Here is a 20,161-nt window from a genome sequence, read left to right on the forward strand (position 1 = left end):
TCAGAGTCGACTCCGTTCTCCTGCCGCATCTTTCGAGCTCGAGTTGTGCTTGCCGGCCACCCACAGCGGTCCGGTGACGAACCAGAAGAACGTGATGACTCCGAGTGGCTGGATCACGGTCTTCAGTGCCGCTGCCTGCTCCGAGTCTGCCACGGTGTACGCCAGGCCGTAGGTGATCACCAGTGCGATGGTGGCGGCGACCAACCACTTCACGAACCCGCGGATCTCGTTGCGGTAGGCCTGCGGACCGGTCTTCGGGGCCTTGACCGGTGCGGGTCCACCGGCAAATCGGTGTGCGAAGCGTACGTCGAGCCAGGCGACAGTGGAGTGCGCAAACACGACGGTCCATCCGAGGTAGATGCCGGCGAGGCGGTGTGCGAATTCGACGTCTCCGCCGCGGTGCAGATCGAGCGCCACCGCCCCAATCAACACGAGGTCGAGGGCCGGGAGCAGGGCGAGCGTGATGGTGCTGGCGCGTCGCATGCGTGCCAGGTAGCGCAGGCACAGGCCGCCGATCACCAGAGCCCAGAAGCCGATCTCGCAGATCGCGATGGTGAGCAGAATCGGATTGTCCATGGACCCGATCTCACCGCAGCCGACGTGCACGCGATACCCCCGCGGAGGCGTCGTCGCTGGTGGTTCGGCCGAAGGTACGACGCTGCGCTCCACCGAAAGTCGTAGCTCGACCGAAGGCCGATAGCTCCACCTGAAGTCGTGGAGCGTCGAGTCTTGTGAACGGCAGGCTAGGCTTCTCGCCGTGATAGACCTCGACGCGTTGCATCTCGGAGCGCTCGGGCGTCAAACCGAAGATTTTCTGGGTCTTCGTCGCTGTCGCTGTGGTCGCGGCAGGAGTCATCGTGGTGGATTCACGCGCGTCCGGTCCTGCGGACGTCGCGTTGCCGGATACGCCTGCGTCGAGCGGGTTCAGCGCGTCGAACTACGACCAGGGTGAGTCGTCGACCACGATTCCGGGGTGTGATGCCGTCGTCGTTCCCGAGTCCGGGGAATTCTCAGGGGCGTACTTCCGCCTCGAGGGAGGACGCTACGACGACCCCCGTTATCCATGGTTCTCCGGGCGCAAAGCTACTGCGCTGTCCGATGCGCTTGTTTCTGCGTTGCCGGCCGAGACCGCCGTCGAGTTCGCAACACCCGGTACGTTCGCGTTCGGTGCCGAATCCGCGTTTCGATTCGGTCCTGTCCAAGGTCCCACGTCCGATAGCTCTGTCGGCGATGGTCCGACGGATGATCTGTCGATGTTCGCGAGCGCCACTGCCGCCGGGTTGCTGATTCGCAACGGCAGGGGTGCCGACGTGACGGTGACGATCTCGAAGTCGACTGCCGGTGTACCGCCCTGTGTCGGTGGCAGTCTCGATCGCAGGCAGGTCGCAGCCGACGGTACGGTCGTGGACACGAAAGAGTCCACCGGCGAAGACGGTGGTAGAACAGCGGTGGTCAGGACGGCGACTGCATACGCAACTGATGGAACGACGTTGCAGGCCAACGCAAGCCAGTTCGTGTCTTCGGACGAAGCAGTGTCCATGAACGACCTGATCTCCCTGGTGTCGTCGAGCGAGCTGCGAATCGGTGCAGCGGTGCCGGACGGAACCCGACCCCCTCCTCTGCCGTGTGACACGCGAGTTGGGTCGCAGGATGGACCAGCGGTGACTCGCGCCGACGCAGACCGTATCGGTCGCGCTCTGGACCAGGCTCGAATCCGCGCGCTTCGGGCCGTGATCGTGCTCGAGCAGCCGCTGGCACCGATGCAACGGAGTTCGTTGTCCCACGACTCGTTGTGTGCAGCCGGAACAATTCTGACGCCAGGAGCGGAAGGCGTTGTGACCGTGGCGATCACGGGTGGACAGCCGCTCCCGGAAATTCCCGACGCATATGACCCGACGGCTGATCGCTCGGTCGACACCGTGCGCCTGCCCGACGGATCGATGTCCGAGAGATCGAAGCGCGGCGTCAGGACCGTGACTGTGACCCGGCCGTCGGGCACTCGTGTCCGTATCTCGTCGACATCGGCGGGCGAGCTCGTCACGGTCGGCAATCTCGAGTCCATCGCGACGGCACCGGGCCTGGACCTGTGAGCACCCGATGGCCGGTGTGGACAGCGGGAGCCGTGGCGTTGGCGACTGTCGTTGCTGCGGTGATCGTTGTCGCGCAGGACGACGACCCAGCAATCGCGACTGCCCCCTCATGGACGACCACAGCTCCGCCGACGGTTCCGCGTGCGCCGGAAGTCCAGTGGTCCAGATCTGCAGAGGCCGTCTACGGCCGCGAATTCGCGCAGTTTCGTGATCCTGGTGCAGGCGGACGGCTCAATCCCAGCGCAGCGAGATTCATCGATGCGGGCGGGGTGTATGTCGCGTCGGTGGGTCTGCCGGATCCTGCTACCGGGAATTTCGACGCTCCCGCGATGGTGGGCCTCGACGCAACGGATGGATCCACACTATGGCGGCGAGACGATCTCCGGGTGGACTCCTGTGCCGACCGGCCGTTGTCGGGATACCTCGTCTGCCTCTCCAGCACCGAGTCGGAGAATCCGGAATCGACGATCGTCACGGTGGACACCACGACCGGTGCTGGTCGTTCTGTTCGTGTGCCGCAACGTGTGTTCGCTGTGGGAACCGACGGGGTCTCGCTCTACTCGATCAGTTCCACTGTCACGCAAGCAGGTTACGAGGGAACGCCGCAGCTCGCCAAGGGTTCTGTGGACGATGTCGGGCGCGATTGGGTCACCGAATTTCCCGGCGAGGCCATTTACGCGGGTATGCCGGGGCCGGTCATCACCATCGACGGAAACTACGGCCTGGGCCGGTTCGGTTCGACGGCAATAGGATTCGACTCGGTCACTGGAACGATCACGTGGTACCGGGGTTATCCCGACAGTTGCGTGTCGCAACCTTTTCGGGTGCAACCGGCACTGGTGATCATGACCGAGGCGGTGTGTACGCAGTCCCAGACGTACGCCGGTACCGTCGCGCTCGCCTCGGATGGTCGAACTGTCGCCAGAGCTCCGCTGCCGGTGTATCCCTTTCTCGAGATCGACGATCCAACGGACCTGTCGCTGCCGATGGTCGTCGGTGACAGTGCGTTCGATCGGACGACCGGAGAGTTTCTGTGGTCGAGCCCGCTGTTGGCGTCGACCAATGGCGTAGCTGTCGTCGGGGATGTGGTGATCGCACGTGCTCCCGGAACAGCTCATGTGACGGCATTGGATCTGAGAACCGGTTCGGTTCGGTGGGAGAACGATCCCGATGACTACTACCCGATCACGGCGTACGCCGACGGTCTCGCGTACTCCACCGTCGGCGGGACCGTGGAATCGATCGCGTTGGATGACGGTACGACACGTCGGCGGTTGGAGATCGAGCCGACGCCGTTCCCCTATGCAACGAATCGGTACCTGGCATCGTGGGTGATCGAATCCGGCGACCGTCTGGTGTATTCGTCCACAGACACGATTGCCGTCGTCGACCGCGGATAGCTGCTGTCGGTGCGCCTACAGTGGAAGTACGCAAACGGGACATACGAAACAGGGAGTCCGCCATGGCAGGCAAGAAGATCGACAGAGTGCATGCACAGTCCGCGCTGGAGACGGTTCGAGAGAATCCCGGCATCGCGTTGATCGCCGCGGCACCGGCGTTGGTGGTGCTGGCGCTGGTGTGGTGGCTGCTCGGGTTTCCCGCAGCGCTGATCCTGTTGATCGCAGCAGGCGGTGCCGGCTACCTGTACCTCAGGAACCGCTGATTACCGACAAGCACTGACTATCGGGAGGCACTGACTACTGATCGGCGCGGGGGATGCAGAACTCGGTGATCGTGGCCGAGCTTGCTGCGAGCTCTGCCCACGACTTCTCGGTGGTGAGCACGGCGATTGCCGAGGTGGGGAAGCGGTGACGAACCTCGCGGGCCACGTCGGTGTCGTCGTCTGCCGCCAATTCGAGTGCGGTCCAGGGAATTCCGGGTTCGTGTCCGACGACCAGCAGCGTCGAGACGGTCACGTCGTCGAAGTACGTGTCCGCAAGGCGGATTTCGTCGATGATCTCGTCCGCGGATCCGCCGTAGATGTCTCGCTCGAATCGGGTGGGAGCGCCGCCCATGCCGGTAGCGGCCAGCGTTTCGCGGGTTCGCAGGGCAGTCGAGCACAGCACTGCATCGACGCGGCCGACGTGTTCGGTGATCCAGGCTCCGGCGAGTGCCGCCTCGCGTTGGCCGCGCGGCGCCAAGGGTCGTTCGTGATCCGGTACTCCGTCGGGGTAGCCGGATTTTCCGTGCCGCATGAGCACGAGGGTCCTAGTGGTCGCCATGCCGTCCACCGTAAACGGTCAGGGCGGCGGGATCGGCCAGAACGTTCACCGGTTCCGGGAAGACGAACTTGCGCATCGCCCACCATCGGAATGCGGTTGCCAGCAACGTGCCGATGATGGAGCCGCTGACGAAGTCGGCGATGTTCTCGGTGAGGAAGGACACGTTCGGCGACCGCAGATCCAGCACGTAACTCGACACCCAGAGCGGTAGCTGGTTGATTGCCAGGCCGGTTCCGGCGACGGCGAAGAACAGCGCTGCCTCGTGGTGACGACGTCGTCCGCCACGCGCTGTGAACGACCATTCCCGGTTGAGGATGTACGACACGATCGTCGCGATCAGCACGGCCAGAACGTTCGCTGTCACCGGCTTGTCCTGCAGGATCGTCCACTTCAGGCCGAAGAACAGTACGACGGTGACGGCGAAGGTGATCGCTCCGACGATGAGGAACTTGAGGGCCTCGGCGTGCTTGACGAGGGGCTCGAGCCAGCGTTCGGGAACGCGGTCGGTGAGGCGGTCGGACACATGCATCCCATCGACGTTACCTCGAGTAACGGATCCGGCCCGACGACGAACGATAGGCTCGCATCGATATGACTGGTGCCAGGCTGTCCGTTCTCGTCGTCTTCTTCGTCAACGGCGCGGTGTTCGCGAACTGGGCTCCCCGCATTCCGGAGATTCAGAACTCACTGTCGATCGACGTCGCAACGCTCGGCCTCGCCTTGACCGGTGTCGGGCTCGGCGGGCTGGCGGCAGCCCCCGTCGCCGCTGCCTCGGTCCGACGGTTCGGCAGTCGATGGACCATTCTCGCCTCGGGGTTGCTGTTGTGCGCGGCCTTCGTCCTGCCCGCGGTCGCAGTGTCGTGGTGGACGCTGCTGGCGGCGCTCGTACTGCTCGGCGGGGCCGATGCTGTGATGGACATTTCGATGAACGCGCAGGGTGTCCTCGTGGAGGAACGAGCGGGGAAGTCGCTGCTGAGCGGCTTCCATGCCGCCTGGAGCGTCGGTGCCGTCGTCGGGGGAGTGACCGGCGCGGCCGCGGCCGGCATCCGGATGCCGGTGGCAGCGCACTTCGGTCTGATCGCGGTGGTGCTGATGCTCGTTCTCGTTGCCGTCGGACGGGGTCTGGTGGGTCCGGAATCGGTGGCACTCGACGATCGCGAGGACCCAGCATCCGGCCCCGTTCTCGTACGCCCGACCGCAGCACTGGCCCTGCTGGGGGCCGTGGTGCTGCTCGCCGGGCTGATGGAGGACTTTCCGCAGTCGTGGAGCGCGGTGTACATGACGACCGAAGAGGGCGCGGGCCCAGGTTCGGCCGGTATGGCGTTCGTTGCGTTCTCGGCCGCGATGCTGATCGGTCGGTTGGTAGGAGACCGGGTCGTGGACCGGTTCGGCCCGTCGACGGTGCTGAGCGGAGGCGCGTCACTGGTGGCCGTGGCGTTTCTCGTCATCCTGGGCCTGTCGGTTCTGGCTGCGGATCTACCGGTCCTGGTCATCGGGGCGTTCGCGGTTGCGGGCCTGGGCGCGAGCCCACTGTTTCCCATCGTCTTCAGCCTGGCCGGGCGGCTTCCCGGTGTGTCCTCGGCGGCGGCCATCTCGATCGTGTCGCTGGTGTCCCGGATCGGATTTCTCGTGGCGCCCTTGGCCGTCGGTCGCGTCGTGGATGCGTCGGGCTTCGGATCGGTGTTGGGTGCCATTGCCGCGGCGGGCGTCGTCGTCGCGGTGATCGGGTGGTACTACGGCCGCAGATTCCCTGTCGACTCGACTCAGGACCGCGGCTCCAGATAAGTGCGCAGCAACCGACGTACCTCCTCGGTCGCGAGTTGCTCGGGGTACGTCACCGCCTGCAGCGTCAGGCCGTCGATGTAGGTATGCAGTTCGGCCGCTGCGTGTTCGTCCGCTGCGCGGTCGAATGTGAATGCGGGAGAGTTCGGGCGGTCGAGATCGTGCAGGTGCGCCCACGCGAGCCGGCACAGGTACCGGCTGCCGAACCACCCGGCCGTCTTGAGGGCGGCAAGTCGCTCGTCGAATCTGGCACGCACGATCGCTTCCAGCCATACCGACGCCTCGGCGTGGCGGTCCTCGTCGAGGGGCAGCATCTCCTCGAGGACGCGGATCGCTCGCGTCGGTCCGTCCCCGTCGGTGGGGTGCGCCTCCAACCGCTGCACGACGCGTTGCGTCATGGCCTCGGCCGCGAAGAGGACGAGTTCTCCCTGATCGGAGAAGTAGTACCGAAGTGATCCGGGGGAGACGCCGGCTTCGGCGGCGACGCTACGTACCGTCGCCCCGTCCATTCCTGCTCGTTCGATGACGCGCCACACGGCGGCGACGATCTCCGCCCGGCGTGCGTCGTGGTCGACGATCTTCGGCATCGGTCTGTTCTAGCACGCAGGAATCTTTTTGACACAACTGTGTCGTAACCCTGTTACCGTACAGCTGTGTTAATTCAGCTGATCGGGCTCGCGCTGGTGGACAGCATCGGCGTCGGGACTCTTGCGGTTCCGCTGTGGATGATGCTGCGGCCGTCGTTTCGGGTGCGTGTCGTTCTGCTGCATCTGGGCGTGTTGGGGCTGGTCTACTTCGGGGTCGGTGTCGCCTTGTGGGCGGCCACCGATGGCCTGAGCGTCGCGATTCCTGGTGACGCGTGGACTCGATTGGCGGTGGGTCTTGTGGTTCTGGTCATGGGCCTGGTCTGTGACCGTCGGCGGCGAGTCCCGAGCAGTGCGTGGTGGGCGCGGCCCCCGAGAAGCGTCCGAGGGGTGGTCGTGCTCGCCGTCGCTGTGGCCGCGGTGGAGGTGACGACGATGCTGCCCTACTTCGCGGCGATCGACGCGGTCGTCGAGTCCGGTCTGGGGTGGGAGTTCTCGGTGTTACTGCTCGCGGGGTACGTGCTCGTGACGCTCTCACCCGCTCTCATTCTGCTCATCGCCAGAGTGTTTGCGCAGGAACGTGTTTCGTCACTCACGCCAACTCTGCTCCGGCGCGTGGATCGCTGGAGTGGGGACGTGTCGGCGACGGTGTTGCTCGTGGTGGGCGCGCTACTGGCCGCGGATGCGGCGATCGAACTGAATCTGGTCTGACCGGATTGTGGTCCGAAGCGATGAAAGGGAAGCGATGAACGCAAGAGATGTGCGCAGCATCGTCATGATTGTCGTCGGAGCTGTGCTGGCGCTGTTCTTCTGGGACCTGCAGTTCTTCTGGTTCCAGGGCGGGCCGATCGGCTGCCTTCTGGTGGTACTCGCGATGGTCGACGTATGGGAATTGCGCCGCGGCACCCCGAAGAAGGGATTGCTTGCAGAACTGCGAGACGACATCATCCGCGGTGCGGATTCAGGCGACACACCCGAGCGTGACCCTCGGCCGTGAGTGCTTCGCCGGCTCGTATCGCCAGGACGGTACTGAATTCTCGGCCCGGGCGTGATAGACAAGCTGTTCGGCGGTGCTGTATCGAGCGGAATGGTGGTGGCCTGGTGACGACCGGTGTCGACGCGGGGCTTGCTGAACGCCCGTCTCGGCGTGGTCTGACCGCTGCCGGTACCGCCGTGATCGTCCTGGGTTTGGTGGCCGGTTGGGTCGTCGTCTACTTGGTCGGCCTGATGGGTGCGCTGTGGCGTTTCCGTGAGCCCGACGCGCCGGCCCCGATTCTGTCGATAGGGGATCAGTGGGCCGATCTCGCTGTCGGCGCGGCGCAGGTGGTGGTGGGTGCCGTCGCGATCGCCATCGTCTGGTTCGTTCGGCGTCGGAAGCTGCCTGCGGTGTGGCCGGCCCGCAGTGGGACCGCGTTCGAAGCTGCGCTCACGTGGTGTGCCGCGATCGGTGCCGCTTCTGCTTCGCTGCTCGTGTTGTCGCGGCTGGACATCGTCCGATTCAGCTTCTCGATCCCGGCCTCGGTCGAGTCCGATTGGCTCGCAGTGGTTTCCGCTCTCGTCGTGGGTCTGCGGGAGGAACCGATCCTGGTCGCGTTGCCGGTGTTGTTGCTCATCGGCCGAGTCCCGATCTGGGCGATCATGGCGTTGTCGGGCACGATGCGGGGCCTCCTCTACATGTACTTCGGTGGAGGGGGTTTTCTGTGGGCACTGTGCTGGGGTGCCGCGGCGGTATGGGTGTTCTACCGCTACCGGCGACTGTGGGTGTTGATCGCCATCCACGGATTGGTGATGAACATCCAGGTGTTCGATCGCGTGATTCCGTCCGAGAATGCGGCGACGGTTCTGCAGTGGGTCAACATTCTGATTCTGTTCTCGGCGCTGCTGTGGTGGATCACTCCGCGTGCGCTGGAAGCTTTCCTGCCGAACACGGTGGCCGTTCGGTACGGCGATTCGACCGTCGAGACGACTCCGATGGTGGCCGAGGTGGTACTGAACCCCGAGAAGCTCGATCCCGACGAGTCCAGACGAGAACCGCCGGTCAAGCCCTGACCATGCGGGCTTCGAGGCACTCCCAGAGCGGGTCGAACTTCTCGGTGCCGTCCAGCTCGAACCGATGCTTGCGGTAGAACGCCACCGCACGATGGTTGGCCGCTGCCACCCACAGATAGGTGGATGCCTCCCGGTCGATCACGGTCGTCATGAGTTCTGTTGCGACGCCGGTGCCGTGGAGCTCGGGCACAACGTTCAGTGACCACAGTTCGGTCGGTGCCGGCGGATTGTCGTCGCGTGGTGGGCCGCCGGTGGCGAAACCGACGATGCGTGAATCACTGGTGTCGACGGCGCATCGGGTGCGCACACCGCGGCTCGACTGCTCGTCGAGGCGGGCGATGATCTGCTCCCAGCGTTCGATGCGATCGCGAGGGCGTAGAGCATCGAGCTTGGCGCTGTTCATCATTCCCGCGTACGTCGCCTTCCAGATTGCCACGTGCGCTGCGCCCAGTTGTTCCTCGTCGCCCGGGCGGATGTCGCGGATCGTGTAGCTGGCCACTGTTGCAGTTATACCGATACGACTCGAATTGTTCTCGGATTTTCTTGTCGTACCCCTCTCGTATCATCGAATTCATGTTCGATACCGGGGGGTGGGGAGCGGCGGAGACGCCGCCGGTCGATGACTGCGTCGCGGGGTTTCTCGACGTCATCGCGCTCAACCGTGTCAACGAGAATCTCGCTCGGGCAGCGACTGTGCTCGCGTACTGCGACGTGCTCGAGATGCGCCTCGAGGCAGCCGAAGCTGCCGGCGGAGATCCGGGTGAGACGGTCCGCGGTGCCCTGTGCGATCTGGCCGTGACGATGACGGGAACGCGCCGCGATGCGTCCGTGGTGCACGACGTCGCGGAGCGTTTGCATCGGATGCCGTTGACTGCCTTGCGTTTCGTCACCGGCAGCTTCGACTGGTCGACGGTGGTGACGATCACCTCGGTGCTGCATCGTGCCAGTGACGAGACGATCGCGAAGATCGAATACGAGGTGTGTGCGGCGGGTGGCCGGATGCGTCCGCAGGCGCTACGCAATCGGATCTGGCGGCTGTGGATGAAGGCCGATCCGGTCGGTGCCGCAGCTGCCCGCGAGACGGCGAAGTCCGAGGAGCTCGGCGTGCGGATCGACCGCACCGGTCCGGGCGGGATCGCGTCGCTCATTGCGAAGATCACCGATCTCGAAGCGGCAGAGGCGGATGCGCTCATCACCGAGATCGTCGGGACGGTCTGTAAGCGCGACCCACGATCGACGGGGACGCTGCGGGCCGCGGGTCTGATGGCGTTGCTGCACGGCGAGCATTCACTGGCGTGTCAGTGCGATCGCGGCGACGACTGCCCGGTGGCAGGTGCTGTCGACGACATTCCTCCTCGGCGCGGGCATCTCCTCCAGATCGTGGTGGCTGTGGAGACATTGCTGGGACTGTCCTCGGAGCCTGCGAGCCTCCCCGACGGGACGCCCATCGACCCCGAAGTGGCGCGCATCGTCGCCACGGATGCGAAGTGGCAGGCGCTGCTGACCGAGCTGGTCGAGATGCTGAAGCCCGAACAGGGAAACACGGGCGACGGCGGATCGAACGGTGACGGCCGGGACGTTGACGGCCCTGACAGTGGTGGGTTGGACGGTGGCCCCGAAGGCGGCCCTGACGACGGCGGTGCTGACGGTGGCGGTCCGGATGGCGATGGCCCTGACGACGGTGGTCCGGATAGCGGTGGTCCAGACGACAGCGGCCCCGATGGCGGTGGTCCGCACGACGGTGGTTCAGTCGGTGGCGGTCCTTCGCACTCCGGCCGCGGGCAGTCGCCCCGTGACTCCGGCCCAAGTTCCGGGCACTCCGACCCCGGCCAAACCGGCTCCCACAGCGGCGGTGGGTCGGGTATGCAGTCGAGTTCGTTCGGACCGTTCTCTACGGCGGTGCCGTCGTTGTTGCGTCGGGTGGTCGGCATGGGTCGGGTACGAGGTGCCGCCCAGCTTCCGTCTGTGCGCCTCGAGGGTGCCCACTGCCTCCCACCTGCACTCCCGCTACCGGGGGAGGAGTCTGTCCGCGATGGGCTCGTCGCACGGTGGCTTGCATGGATTACCGAACGGCCCGAGCGTGCTCGCGGAATCTTTCCCGACGGTCATGGCGGCGAGTCCGCTCCGTCGCGGTCTGCGGTGACGTATCGGCCCGGTGCCCGCGTCGCGGCATTCGTTCGGGCTGCCTATCGCACGTGCACTTTCCCGAACTGCGACGTGCCGGCGGCCCGGTGTCAGATCGATCATCTGGTTCCGTTCGACCACGACGATCCCGGTCGGGGCGGCTGGACGATCGTGACCAATCTTCAGCCGGTGTGCGTGTTTCATCATCAGGCCAAGACCTCGGGGGCGTGGTCGGCGGTGATGCTCGCAGGCGGCGCGATTCTGTGGTCGAACTCGCTCGGTCTGCGCAGAGTCACGTTGCCGGAGTTGTCGATCGCGACTCCCCGCGCATCCCGCCGACGGCGAAGGTCCTCGTCCAGGCCGGGAGCGAGCCCTATCGAACCCACCCGCTGGGAGCTCGAATACAGCGGAAGTGCACCGCCGACTCTCGACGACTGTCGCTCTGCAACAACGGATATCGACCGAAGAAAGTTGGCGAAGAAGCGGCGGGCCTACCTGGAACACTGTCGCGTCGTCCATGCACGCGTCCGATACGACCGCACCCGATACGACCCTCCGCCCTTCTGAACCACACCCGTGCCGGTGTGGCACAGGCCGCTGGCCTGCTACCTTGAACGCCGTTCAAGTTTCTGGGGCAGGTCACCGCCCCACTCCACGAGGAGCCACCGTGTCAGATGTCGACAGCAGTACCCGCCAGCCGAGCCGTAAGGTCAGCCGAATGAACGTCTCCGCCCGCGACATGGCGCAGATCGCAGTGTTCGCAGCACTCATCGCCGCGCTCGGCCTGCCGGGATCGATCACGGTCGGGTTCTCGGGCGTCCCCATCACCCTGCAGACCCTCGGCATCATCCTGTCGGGCGCGATCCTCGGACCCCGCAAGGGCACGGCCGCGGTCCTGGTGTTCCTCGCCCTGACGATGATCGGCCTGCCGCTGCTGGCGGGCGGGCGCACCGGTCTCGCCGCCATGGCCGGGCCTACCGTCGGCTACCTCATCGGCTGGATACCGGCAGCGTTGCTGATCGGCTGGCTCACCGCCCGCATTCTCCCCAAGTACTCGATCGCGCTCGGCCTGGCGATCAACGCGGTCGGTGGCATCCTCGTCGTCTATGTATTCGGCATCGCCGGTCTGATCCTGCGCACCGACGTCGGAGTCTGGGCCGCGATCACCTCCAACGGACCGTTCCTGCCCGGCGACATCGCGAAGGTCGTCGTCGCCACCGTCGTCGCCAAGAGCGTCCACCGCGCGTACCCGGGCCTGATCAAGGCGTGACTCTCACGCTGGGAGGTCGAGGCCGCGACAACGACACCGCCATCTCCTGGGCGGGTCGCACACTCACCTACGCCGAACTCGACGGAGCCGTCGAGCAGTGGCCTCACCGCCCGGTGCACGACGCTCGATTTCACAGCGCTCGATTTCACGACGCATCAGCACTGGAGCTGCCGGACGCGTTGATCTGTGTTTTCGCGGCAGCCAGGCAGGGCAGTGCGGTCCGAGTGGAGGATCCGGCCGCCCGTCCCGAGCGCCCTGCGCACATCGATCCCGACGCGTTCCTGCTGGTGGCAACCTCGGGCTCCACCGGCCGGCCGAAACCGCTCGCTCGCACGGCCGCGTCGTGGGTAGACAGCTTCCCCGAGTTCACCGACATATCCGGTATCCGCCCGACCGACACCGTGCTCATCACCGGACCGCTGCACGCCACGATGCACCTGTTCGCCGCGGTGCACGCACTGTGGTTGGGGGCGTGCGTCACCGACGATCCCGCGCATGCCACGGCTGTCCATGCGGTGCCTGCGGTACTCCGTGACGTCCTCCGCCGGATGCCTCGTGCGCGGATTGCCGTCGCTGCCGGCGCCGGCCTCGATGACGGTGCCGCGAAAGCGATCTCGGCGCAGGGCGTCAGGCTGGTCGAGTACTACGGCTCGGCGGAGTTGTCGCTGGTGGCGGCGAGAGTGGTGGGCGAACAATCGTCTCTGAGGCTGCTCCGGGATGTCGACGCACGCACCGAGGACGGGTACCTGTTCGTTCGATCGCCGTACGCCGCGCTGGGTGCGCGCGATTGGTTCGGCGTCGGCGATCTGGCAGAACTGAACGGCTTCGAAGTCCTCGTCCACGGCCGCGGAGATGCAGCGATCAACGTGGGCGGAACCACCGTGATCGCCGAGGACGTGGAAAGCATCCTGACCGGGCTCGACGGCGTCCGAGCTGCGGCAGCGATCGGCACACCGCACGCGGTTCTCGGCGAAACGGTCTCAGCCGTCATCGAACTCGACGGAACCCGCGACCTCGACCTGGTGCGCGCCGACGCTCGCGCAATCATGGCGAAGGAGGCGATGCCGCGACGCTGGACGGTGGTGCAGCAGTTGCCCCGCACCGCGAGCGGCAAGATCGCCCGAAGGGCCCTGCTGTGAATGTGTCTGCTTCGTACAGCCCAGTCATCGTTGCGGCCAAACGTTCTGCGATCGGTATCGCCGGGCACGGCTTCGCCGATGTCACCGCCCCGAACCTCGCCGCGCCGGTGCTGAAAGCTGTTGCAGCAGAGATCAGTCCGCTCGATACCCCGATCGACGACGTGATTCTCGGCAACTGCCTCGGTCCCGGCGGTGATGTTGCACGAGTCTCGGCGCTGCTCGCGGGCCTCGGTGTCGGCGTTCCCGGAGTCACCGTCGATCGGCAGTGCGGATCCGGGCTCGACGCCGTGGCGCAGGCCGCGTCGCGCATCCGCAGCGGCGACGAGACGCTGATACTGGCCGGTGGCGTCGAATCTGCCAGCACCAGCCCGTGGAGGTTCTGGCCACCGGTCGACGGCGAAGAACCCGTCCGCTACACCCGAGCGCCGTTCGCTCCGCCTGGCTTCGAGGACCCGGACATGGGTGTGGCAGCGGACGACCTCGCGCGAATCCGCGGTATCGGGCGCGAACGCCAAGATGCCTACGCTGCACGGTCGTTCGCACGCGCGGCGGCCTGCGACTTCTCAGCCGAGATCGTCACCGTGAGCGATGTCGCAACCGACGAGCGCATCCGCCCCAACATGACCGCCCAGCGGCTCGGCAGACTGCGCCCCACGTTCACCCCAGCCGGCACGTTCACCCCAGCCGGCACGGTGACCGCGGGCAATTCGTGCGGAATATCCGACGGCGCAGCGGTTCTGGCCATCACCACCGCCGAGCGAGCAGCCGGGATGCCGGCGTTGCGCGTCCTCGGCAGTGCCGTCGCCGGGTCCGACCCGGCTCTTCCCGGGCTGGGTCCGGTGCCGGCGATCGAGAAGCTGCTCGCCCGCACCGGGGTGGGCCTCTCCGACATCGAAACCATCGAAATCACCGAGGCTTTTGCGTCGGTCGTGCTCGCGGTCTCGGATGAATTGGGTCTCGACGAGGACCGCATCTGCCCACAAGGTGGAGCCATCGCGATGGGCCATCCGTGGGGAGCTTCGGGCGCAATTCTGCTGGTACGGTTGGCCTCTCGAATGTTGCAACCCGGGGGTCCGGCGCTGGGACTGGCGGCCTGCGCCATCGGCGGCGGGCAGGGAATAGCGATGCTGGTGGAACGAGCGACATGAGCAGGGTCATATGAGCACAATCAAGTTCGAGGACATTTCGCACTCGTTCGGAGAACGGAAGGTGCTGCACGGCATCGACCTCGAGTTCGACGAGCGCCGTATCGGCATCATCGGCTCCAACGGTTCCGGCAAGTCGACGCTCGCGCGGATGATCAACGGTCTGATCAAACCCGATACGGGCCGCGTCACGGTCGACGGTATCGACGCCGCCAAGAAGGGTGCGCAGGTACGCAAGAAGGTCGGGTTCGTGTTCACCGATCCCGATTCGCAGATCGTGATGCCCACTGTCGCCGAGGATCTCGCGTTCTCGCTGCGCAGGTCCGGGCTGACCAAACAGCAGGTGGCCGAGCGGGTGGAGGAGATTCTCGTCCGCTTCCGTCTCGATCAGCACCGCGACCATCCGGCGCATCTGCTCTCCGGTGGACAGAAGCAACTGCTGGCGATCGGTGCCGTCCTCATCCGACGACCGGAGGTGGTCGTTGCGGACGAACCGACCACGCTGCTGGATCTGCGCAACGGACGCGTCGTCGCGCAGGCTCTGGATTCGATGGATCAGCAGGTCATCGTCGTGACCCACCAACTGGCCCTGCTGGACAGCTTCGAGCGCGTCATCGTCATCGACGACGGCCGCATCGCGTTCGACGGAACCCCCGCCGCCGCGGTCCCGGCCTATCGGGAGCTGATCGGATGATCGGTCTCTACCGCCCCGGCACCTCGCTGCTGCACCGGATGAGCCCGGGATCGAAGCTGCTGGCGTTGATCTTCGCGATCCTGGGAACGGTGATCTTCGCGCGCACTCCGCTCGAGGTCGCAGCGGTGGCGCTGCTGGTCGCGGCGTTGTTCGCGGTGGCTCGCATTCCAGCGAAAGTCGCACTGGCGCAACTGCGTCCGGTGCTGTGGATGCTGCTGATCATCGGTGTCTTCCAGGTGATCATCACCACCTGGCAGCGCGCCGTCGTGGTGTGTGGGGTACTGGTGATCTCCGTTGCTCTGGCAGCTCTCGTCACCCTCACCACCCGCGTGACCGACATGCTCGATACCGTCACCCGAGCGCTCGGCCCCGTCCGCCGCTTCGGCGTCGACCCGGATCGCATCGGACTGCTCCTGGCTCTGGCCATCCGCTGCATCCCGCTGCTCGCCTCCATCGTCCAAGAGGTGTCGCAGGCCCGTAAGGCACGCGGACTGCAGTGGTCGATGACGGCGCTGGCGACGCCGGTCCTGGTGCGGGCCCTGCGCACCGCCGACGCCATGGGAGACGCCCTCGTCGCGCGCGGTGTAGATGACGATGGTGTCGATGACGATGACCACGAGTGAACTCCTCGCCGCCCGGATAGCGCGGCATTCCGACCGCCCCGAGGCAGCCGTGGTCGATGCGACCGGGGAGGTCACCTACCGCGAATTCTGGGACCGGGTGACACGCACGGCGACCGCAGTGGCAGGGATGCGTCGCATCGCGGTACTGCCGACGTCGGACATCGGGTCGTTGGTGGTCGTCGTCGCGGCGATGCATGCCGGCGTGAGTGTCGTTCTGCTGCATCGGCATTTGTTGGCTCAGGAATTCGCCGATGTCGTGGCGGTCTGCGAGCCCTCGCTGATTGTCGCGCACCCGCGTCAGCACGCGAGAGTGCACGGTTGGGGTGCAGTCGACGTGTTCGCACCCGAGGACATACCAGCCAGCCCGCCCGCCGCCGTCCCCACCCCCACACCGAATTCCGAGTTGCTCGTGGGCGTCACCTCGGGAACCACCGGTCCGCCCAAGCTGTTCGTGCGCAATCAAGCGTCGTGGGCGGCGACGCTGGATCGCTCCGATGCCTTGTTCGATCTCGGTCCGGGAGATCGGGTGTCCGCACCGGGCACTCTCGATCACACGCACTTTCTCTACGGCGCACTGCACGGGCTCACCCGCGGGGCGACGGTCGACCTACGGGAGCCCACGGTGGCCCTCGAAGATGCTGCAACACATCTGTATTCGGTCCCGACCATTGCTTGGGACATCGCTCGCTCGGGAGTGCGATCGGACAGTGTCCGTGAAGTGCTCTCGTCCGCGGCGCGATGGGCGGAACCGGGGAGGGCCGCTCTGGCGGCGGTACTTCCGAACGCGGCGCTGACGCATTTCTACGGGGCGTCGGAGCTGAGTTTCGTTTCCTACGACCGAAGCGAAATCGAAGGCACCGAGGTCAGCGGGCAGCTGTTCGACGGAGTCGAGGTCGAGATCCGGGACGAGCTGCTTCATGTCCGCAGCGACATGCTGTTCGACGGCTACCTGAGCCGATTGGGAGGCCACACCACTCTGACGAACGGGCCGGTCGACGGGTGGATGACCGTCGGCGATCGCGGCAGTGTCGAAGACGGCCGACTGACCTTGTACGGCCGCGGCAGCGAGACGATCGTCCGGGCCGGTCTCACGGTGGAGTTGACCCCGATCGAGGCGGCCCTGCTCGCAGTTCCCGGTGTGCTCGAGGCCGGGGTGGTCGGGTTGCCCAACGACAGAACCGGTGAGGAACCTGCTGCCGGAGTTGTTGTGGGGCAGACCGATTCGATATCCGTGGCTCGGATTCGCCGCCACCTGCGCACCGTGCTGCCGGGGCCGAGCCTGCCCGTGGTGATCGCCGTCGTGGACGCTCTTCCGCGTACGCCGCGCGGCAAGCTCGACCGTCAGGCTCTGGCGGCAACCTTGGCCACAGTGCGGACCGTGGGCTCGCCCGATGCTCCGGTGACGACGAACCAGACGGTCAACGCGCCGCCGTCGTAGCGATGGCGCAGAGTGACGCGTTCACCCGCCAGTACCGGGCTCAGGTATTCGATGACGGCGCGGTGCGGCGACGCGGCCAGCTCGGGCACGTCGACCAGCAACTCCTCGATCGCGTGCCAGTAGACCGCATTGTTGAGGTGGTCGAACGGATCGATATCGGTTGCGCGCAAGGGGAACTGCACATCCGTGGGCGATTCGGCCGGCACCGGCTCGGTCAGCCATGCCTTCCATCGCAACCGGTGTTGATCGGTGGTTCGCGCCAGCATTTCCAGGGCACCGTCGCTGATGCGGGTCGGCATTCCGGTGTCCTTGCTGATGTTGATCCAGAAGCCCTCGGTCTCGATGCGTCCACCCTTCGGTGTCGTCAGTGCCACGCGCATGTTCGACCACCGCGTCGACATCGACGAACACCAGCGCCGCATGTGCACTCGGTCCGGGAAATGGATCGGCTCGAAGACGTCGATGACGGTGCGCCGCACGATCCACATGGGATCCGTCTTGCCCAGGGGAGTGGCGTCGAGGTTGTCGGTACCGATGTCCTGCAGGTAGCGGGCAACGCCGTCGAACCGTAGTCGGTTGTTCGGATCGATGTCGCCGGTTCGCACCGGCCAGTCGGTCTCGAAGCCCTCACCGGGCGGCGGCTCCGGTGCCAGTTCGTCGTCGAATCCTGCCGGTTCCACACGTGCATTGGTCACGTCCGCACTGTACGCGCGCACCTACACGATGTGACGGGCGCGCATACCGTCGAACACCGGTGCCACGCGCACCACGTCGCCGGTGGTGGGAGCGTGGACCATCTGGCCGTTGCCCATGTAGATCGCCACGTGGCCCGGCCCGGCCGGCCCGAAGTTACCGAACAGCAGATCGCCCGGTTGCGCCATTGCCATCGGAATCTCGGTGCCCACGTTCCACTGAGTCTCCGAGGTTCGGGGCAGCGTCACCTTTCCGCCCGAGGCCTTGTAGAGGGCATACGACGTCAGGCCCGAGCAGTCGAATCCGCCGCCGGACGGTCCGTTGATGTTGCCGCCGCCCCACACGTACGGCAGCCCCAGGTAGTCCATCGCCAACTGCACCGATCGTCCGCCGATTCCGGTGAGGTCGAGTCCGGCGAACGGGGTCAGGATGGCGGCGAACTGCGTTTCGGTCGCCCGGATACGAGAGACGTACGGCTTGGTCTGCGTCTCGTAATCGAATGTGCCAGAGGGCATACCGCCCGATCGCAGCACCGCTCCCGCGCCGGCGTTGTATCCGGCCAGGGTCAGATCCAAGGTGTCACCGGACACCTTGCCCTCGCGCTTCCACCCGTCGACCTGCCCGTAGATATCGCACAGCAGTGTGCCCGACGCCATCACCGAATCACCGATGCTGTTGACGTCGGTGACACCGTTGCCGTCGTAGTCCTTGCCGTACGTCGCCCAGGTTCCTGGCATGAACTGCCCTGGCCCCTGCGCGCCGGTGCTCGAGACCGGAGCAGTGGGGCCGTGCCGAAAACCGTTCTCGGCGGCATACAGTGCCGCGATGGTCGTCGCTTTGACGCCGCCGCAGATGTTGCCCGCCTTCTGCAGCCACGGCACGAAGGCGGTGATGGCTCCCACGGCACCCAAACCGATCGCGCCCACATTGATGCCGGTGAACGTAGCGGGTTGACCGGGAAACAGTGCACGTCTGATGGCCTCGGCCGACGCCATGAACGCGGTCTGGGTGGCGATGTCGGCGGCGGTGTACGTACGGCCGGCGAATTGAACGGCACCGGCTCCGAGCGCCGCTGCAGTGGTGGCCACCGCATTCGACGACCCAGCACCCGAGGAGAACACACTGAACGGCAGTGGCGCGCTGGGTACTGCCGCAGCGAGAGCGGCAGGAGCGGCGCTAACAACATCTGTCGCCGCCGCAGCAGGATCGGTGGCAGTGGCAGGATCGGTAGCACTGGCAGGGTCAGCGATATCGGCTGCTTCTGTGTCCACTGCTTCGATGTCTTCGACCGTCGGCAGGTCGGGGAGCATCGGTTCGGCGGCGGTGTGCAGGCCCTCGGCGGCGTCGGAGAGGGTGCGGTCGGCGATGTCGGCGGCCGGTTCGGGCATGGTGCCCAGGAGTTCGGTCCACTGATCGCTCATCGTCTTCGCCTGATCTTCGGCGTTGGCGGCAATGTCTGCCGCCTGGTCCTGCACCGCCTGATCGGGAATCGGAGCCGGGGCGTCGGTTCCGGCGACTACACCGGCGGCGGACACGATGACGGCAACGATGACTGCGAATGGATCGCCTGCCATGTATCGACTCCTGCTACTCGAACGATCTTCCCCGAGCCAGGAGCTGTGATCAGTCTCACTCGGGTGCTGCACCCATCATGCACGGTGCAGACGTTCGACTCATGAGATTCGCAAAAGGAAATGCAGGGTTGTCAGAGCAGTATTTTCAAACCAAAGTTGCCCAGTAGTCCGAGAACTGGATTCCGATGAGCGCGACGACGATTGCGTACCACACCGCGAGCAGCGTCCAGCGCCATTCGAGGAAGAGGCGTCCGACGGTGCCGCCGCTGTTCGGGCCGGAGCCGACCAATCGGCTCAGAGCCAGCAAGAACAACGGCATCGTCACCGCCCACACCACCATGCAGTAGGGGCACAGGGCGTTGATCTCGTACAGACTCTCGAAGATCAGCCAGTGCACGAAGACCTCGCCGAGCAGCAGGCCTGCACTCAGTCCGAGCCAGAACCAGTGCGGTAGTTCGACGCGGCCGAGCCAGAGCACTCCGGCGACGAGGGCAATGGAGAAGGCGACGATGCCGAGGATGGGGTTCGGAAAACCGAACAGCGCAGCCTGTTTCGTCACCATCACCGAGCCGCACGAGAGCACCGGGTTCAGGCTGCACGACGGGACGTACGACGCGTCCTCGAGCAGTTTGAATCGCTCGATCGTCAGCGTCATCGCGGCGAGTAACCCGAGCGCGCTGAAGACGGTGAATACAGCAGCGCCTGCGCGTGTCCTCATGGCGACCGGTTGCCGC

General features: G+C 65.7%; 22 protein-coding genes. 14 read left to right on the forward strand and 8 right to left on the reverse strand.

Translation table 11 applies throughout. The features are described from left to right. Positions 1–576: a hypothetical protein gene (locus CH283_RS02695; RefSeq protein WP_068053415.1), complete on the reverse strand. Its 576-nt coding sequence runs from the start codon at positions 574–576 to the stop codon at positions 1–3. A gap of 281 nt (positions 577–857) precedes the next feature. On the opposite strand from CH283_RS02695, the gene CH283_RS02700 reads away from it, so the two are divergent. The 3 genes from CH283_RS02700 (at position 858) to CH283_RS02710 (ending at position 3,753) form a co-directional block, all read left to right on the forward strand. Continuing rightward, positions 858–2,090 (forward strand): hypothetical protein, encoded by a 1,233-nt coding sequence (locus tag CH283_RS02700; RefSeq protein WP_141215317.1) that lies wholly within the window; start codon positions 858–860, stop codon positions 2,088–2,090. Next, positions 2,087–3,490: an outer membrane protein assembly factor BamB family protein gene (locus tag CH283_RS02705; protein ID WP_094641143.1), complete on the forward strand. Its 1,404-nt coding sequence runs from the start codon at positions 2,087–2,089 to the stop codon at positions 3,488–3,490. Before CH283_RS02700 ends, CH283_RS02705 begins: the two co-directional genes overlap by 4 nt. Positions 3,491–3,552: 62 nt before the next feature. Next, positions 3,553–3,753, forward strand: a complete 201-nt coding sequence (locus CH283_RS02710; protein WP_068053408.1) for a hypothetical protein — start codon at positions 3,553–3,555, stop codon at positions 3,751–3,753. Between the two features lie 34 nt (positions 3,754–3,787). Here the strand turns inward: CH283_RS02710 and CH283_RS02715 are convergent, their stop codons facing one another. Together CH283_RS02715 and CH283_RS02720 are read right to left on the reverse strand one after the other, a co-directional pair. Continuing rightward, positions 3,788–4,312, reverse strand: a complete 525-nt coding sequence (locus CH283_RS02715; protein ID WP_094641506.1) for a SixA phosphatase family protein — start codon at positions 4,310–4,312, stop codon at positions 3,788–3,790. Further along, positions 4,299–4,841, reverse strand: coding sequence for a GtrA family protein (locus CH283_RS02720; RefSeq protein WP_094641144.1), 543 nt, complete (start codon positions 4,839–4,841; stop codon positions 4,299–4,301). Before CH283_RS02720 ends, CH283_RS02715 begins: the two co-directional genes overlap by 14 nt. 62 nt (positions 4,842–4,903) lie before the next feature. On the opposite strand from CH283_RS02720, the gene CH283_RS02725 reads away from it, so the two are divergent. Beyond that, positions 4,904–6,097, forward strand: coding sequence for an MFS transporter (locus CH283_RS02725; RefSeq protein WP_094641145.1), 1,194 nt, complete (start codon positions 4,904–4,906; stop codon positions 6,095–6,097). On the opposite strand, the gene CH283_RS02730 is transcribed toward CH283_RS02725, so the two are convergent. Next, entirely contained in the window at positions 6,076–6,681 is a 606-nt protein-coding gene (locus CH283_RS02730) for a TetR/AcrR family transcriptional regulator (protein WP_094641146.1), read from the reverse strand. The genes CH283_RS02725 and CH283_RS02730 overlap by 22 nt on opposite strands. Positions 6,682–6,747: 66 nt before the next feature. On the opposite strand from CH283_RS02730, the gene CH283_RS02735 reads away from it, so the two are divergent. The 3 genes from CH283_RS02735 to CH283_RS02745 all read left to right on the forward strand — a co-directional run bounded on the left by CH283_RS02735 (position 6,748) and on the right by CH283_RS02745 (position 8,727). Continuing rightward, positions 6,748–7,389: a GAP family protein gene (locus CH283_RS02735; protein ID WP_094641147.1), complete on the forward strand. Its 642-nt coding sequence runs from the start codon at positions 6,748–6,750 to the stop codon at positions 7,387–7,389. A 34-nt stretch (positions 7,390–7,423) separates the two neighbouring features. Continuing rightward, complete coding sequence (locus CH283_RS02740) at positions 7,424–7,675, forward strand: hypothetical protein (protein WP_141215316.1); 252 nt, start codon at positions 7,424–7,426, stop codon at positions 7,673–7,675. A 104-nt stretch (positions 7,676–7,779) separates the two neighbouring features. After that, a complete protein-coding gene (locus CH283_RS02745) occupies positions 7,780–8,727 on the forward strand; it encodes a CPBP family intramembrane glutamic endopeptidase (RefSeq protein ID WP_255183054.1) in 948 nt (315 codons plus the stop codon). On the opposite strand, the gene CH283_RS02750 is transcribed toward CH283_RS02745, so the two are convergent. Further along, on the reverse strand, positions 8,717–9,226 hold the full coding sequence (locus CH283_RS02750) for a GNAT family N-acetyltransferase (RefSeq protein WP_068053435.1): 510 nt from the start codon (positions 9,224–9,226) through the stop codon (positions 8,717–8,719). The genes CH283_RS02745 and CH283_RS02750 overlap by 11 nt on opposite strands. Before the next feature lie 74 nt (positions 9,227–9,300). Here CH283_RS02750 and CH283_RS02755 point away from each other — a divergent pair, with 74 nt between their 5' ends. The 7 genes from CH283_RS02755 (at position 9,301) to CH283_RS02785 (ending at position 17,160) form a co-directional block, all read left to right on the forward strand. Beyond that, on the forward strand, positions 9,301–11,418 hold the full coding sequence (locus tag CH283_RS02755; protein WP_141215315.1) for an HNH endonuclease signature motif containing protein: 2,118 nt from the start codon (positions 9,301–9,303) through the stop codon (positions 11,416–11,418). A gap of 151 nt (positions 11,419–11,569) precedes the next feature. Then, a complete protein-coding gene (locus tag CH283_RS02760; protein WP_176460393.1) occupies positions 11,570–12,121 on the forward strand; it encodes a biotin transporter BioY in 552 nt (183 codons plus the stop codon). After that, entirely contained in the window at positions 12,118–13,260 is a 1,143-nt protein-coding gene (locus CH283_RS02765; RefSeq protein ID WP_094641150.1) for an AMP-binding protein, read from the forward strand. Before CH283_RS02760 ends, CH283_RS02765 begins: the two co-directional genes overlap by 4 nt. Then, positions 13,257–14,408, forward strand: a complete 1,152-nt coding sequence (locus CH283_RS02770) for a thiolase family protein (protein ID WP_094641151.1) — start codon at positions 13,257–13,259, stop codon at positions 14,406–14,408. The genes CH283_RS02765 and CH283_RS02770 overlap by 4 nt, the downstream gene beginning before the upstream one ends. 10 nt (positions 14,409–14,418) lie before the next feature. Then, complete coding sequence (locus CH283_RS02775) at positions 14,419–15,099, forward strand: energy-coupling factor ABC transporter ATP-binding protein (RefSeq protein WP_094641152.1); 681 nt, start codon at positions 14,419–14,421, stop codon at positions 15,097–15,099. After that, positions 15,096–15,722, forward strand: coding sequence for an energy-coupling factor transporter transmembrane component T family protein (locus tag CH283_RS02780; RefSeq protein WP_094641153.1), 627 nt, complete (start codon positions 15,096–15,098; stop codon positions 15,720–15,722). The genes CH283_RS02775 and CH283_RS02780 overlap by 4 nt, the downstream gene beginning before the upstream one ends. Next, positions 15,703–17,160: an AMP-binding protein gene (locus CH283_RS02785; RefSeq protein ID WP_255183055.1), complete on the forward strand. Its 1,458-nt coding sequence runs from the start codon at positions 15,703–15,705 to the stop codon at positions 17,158–17,160. Before CH283_RS02780 ends, CH283_RS02785 begins: the two co-directional genes overlap by 20 nt. Here CH283_RS02785 and CH283_RS02790 read toward each other — a convergent pair. The 3 genes from CH283_RS02790 to CH283_RS02800 all read right to left on the reverse strand — a co-directional run bounded on the left by CH283_RS02790 (position 17,064) and on the right by CH283_RS02800 (position 20,145). Then, complete coding sequence (locus CH283_RS02790; RefSeq protein WP_373455133.1) at positions 17,064–17,855, reverse strand: acyl-[acyl-carrier-protein] thioesterase; 792 nt, start codon at positions 17,853–17,855, stop codon at positions 17,064–17,066. The two genes, CH283_RS02785 and CH283_RS02790, sit on opposite strands and share 97 nt — an antisense overlap. A 21-nt stretch (positions 17,856–17,876) precedes the next feature. Further along, complete coding sequence (locus CH283_RS02795) at positions 17,877–19,427, reverse strand: C40 family peptidase (protein ID WP_094641155.1); 1,551 nt, start codon at positions 19,425–19,427, stop codon at positions 17,877–17,879. A gap of 145 nt (positions 19,428–19,572) precedes the next feature. Next, on the reverse strand, positions 19,573–20,145 hold the full coding sequence (locus CH283_RS02800; RefSeq protein WP_068053468.1) for a vitamin K epoxide reductase family protein: 573 nt from the start codon (positions 20,143–20,145) through the stop codon (positions 19,573–19,575). Positions 20,146–20,161 lie beyond the last annotated feature (16 nt).

Origin of the sequence: Rhodococcus sp. 05-2254-2 (assembly GCF_002259095.1) — a bacterium.
Classification (GTDB): Bacteria; Actinomycetota; Actinomycetes; order Mycobacteriales; family Mycobacteriaceae; genus Rhodococcoides.

Coding starts and splice junctions, on each gene's coding strand:
- CH283_RS02695 (WP_068053415.1), bottom strand. CDS start 576: ATGGACAATCCGATTCTGCTCACCATCGCGATCTGCGAGATCGGCTTC.
- CH283_RS02710 (WP_068053408.1), top strand. CDS start 3,553: ATGGCAGGCAAGAAGATCGACAGAGTGCATGCACAGTCCGCGCTGGAG.
- CH283_RS02715 (WP_094641506.1), bottom strand. CDS start 4,312: ATGGCGACCACTAGGACCCTCGTGCTCATGCGGCACGGAAAATCCGGC.
- CH283_RS02720 (WP_094641144.1), bottom strand. CDS start 4,841: ATGCATGTGTCCGACCGCCTCACCGACCGCGTTCCCGAACGCTGGCTC.
- CH283_RS02725 (WP_094641145.1), top strand. CDS start 4,904: ATGACTGGTGCCAGGCTGTCCGTTCTCGTCGTCTTCTTCGTCAACGGC.
- CH283_RS02730 (WP_094641146.1), bottom strand. CDS start 6,681: ATGCCGAAGATCGTCGACCACGACGCACGCCGGGCGGAGATCGTCGCC.
- CH283_RS02740 (WP_141215316.1), top strand. CDS start 7,424: ATGAACGCAAGAGATGTGCGCAGCATCGTCATGATTGTCGTCGGAGCT.
- CH283_RS02755 (WP_141215315.1), top strand. CDS start 9,301: ATGTTCGATACCGGGGGGTGGGGAGCGGCGGAGACGCCGCCGGTCGAT.
- CH283_RS02760 (WP_176460393.1), top strand. CDS start 11,570: ATGAACGTCTCCGCCCGCGACATGGCGCAGATCGCAGTGTTCGCAGCA.
- CH283_RS02775 (WP_094641152.1), top strand. CDS start 14,419: ATGAGCACAATCAAGTTCGAGGACATTTCGCACTCGTTCGGAGAACGG.
- CH283_RS02780 (WP_094641153.1), top strand. CDS start 15,096: ATGATCGGTCTCTACCGCCCCGGCACCTCGCTGCTGCACCGGATGAGC.
- CH283_RS02785 (WP_255183055.1), top strand. CDS start 15,703: ATGACGATGACCACGAGTGAACTCCTCGCCGCCCGGATAGCGCGGCAT.
- CH283_RS02795 (WP_094641155.1), bottom strand. CDS start 19,427: ATGGCAGGCGATCCATTCGCAGTCATCGTTGCCGTCATCGTGTCCGCC.
- CH283_RS02800 (WP_068053468.1), bottom strand. CDS start 20,145: ATGAGGACACGCGCAGGCGCTGCTGTATTCACCGTCTTCAGCGCGCTC.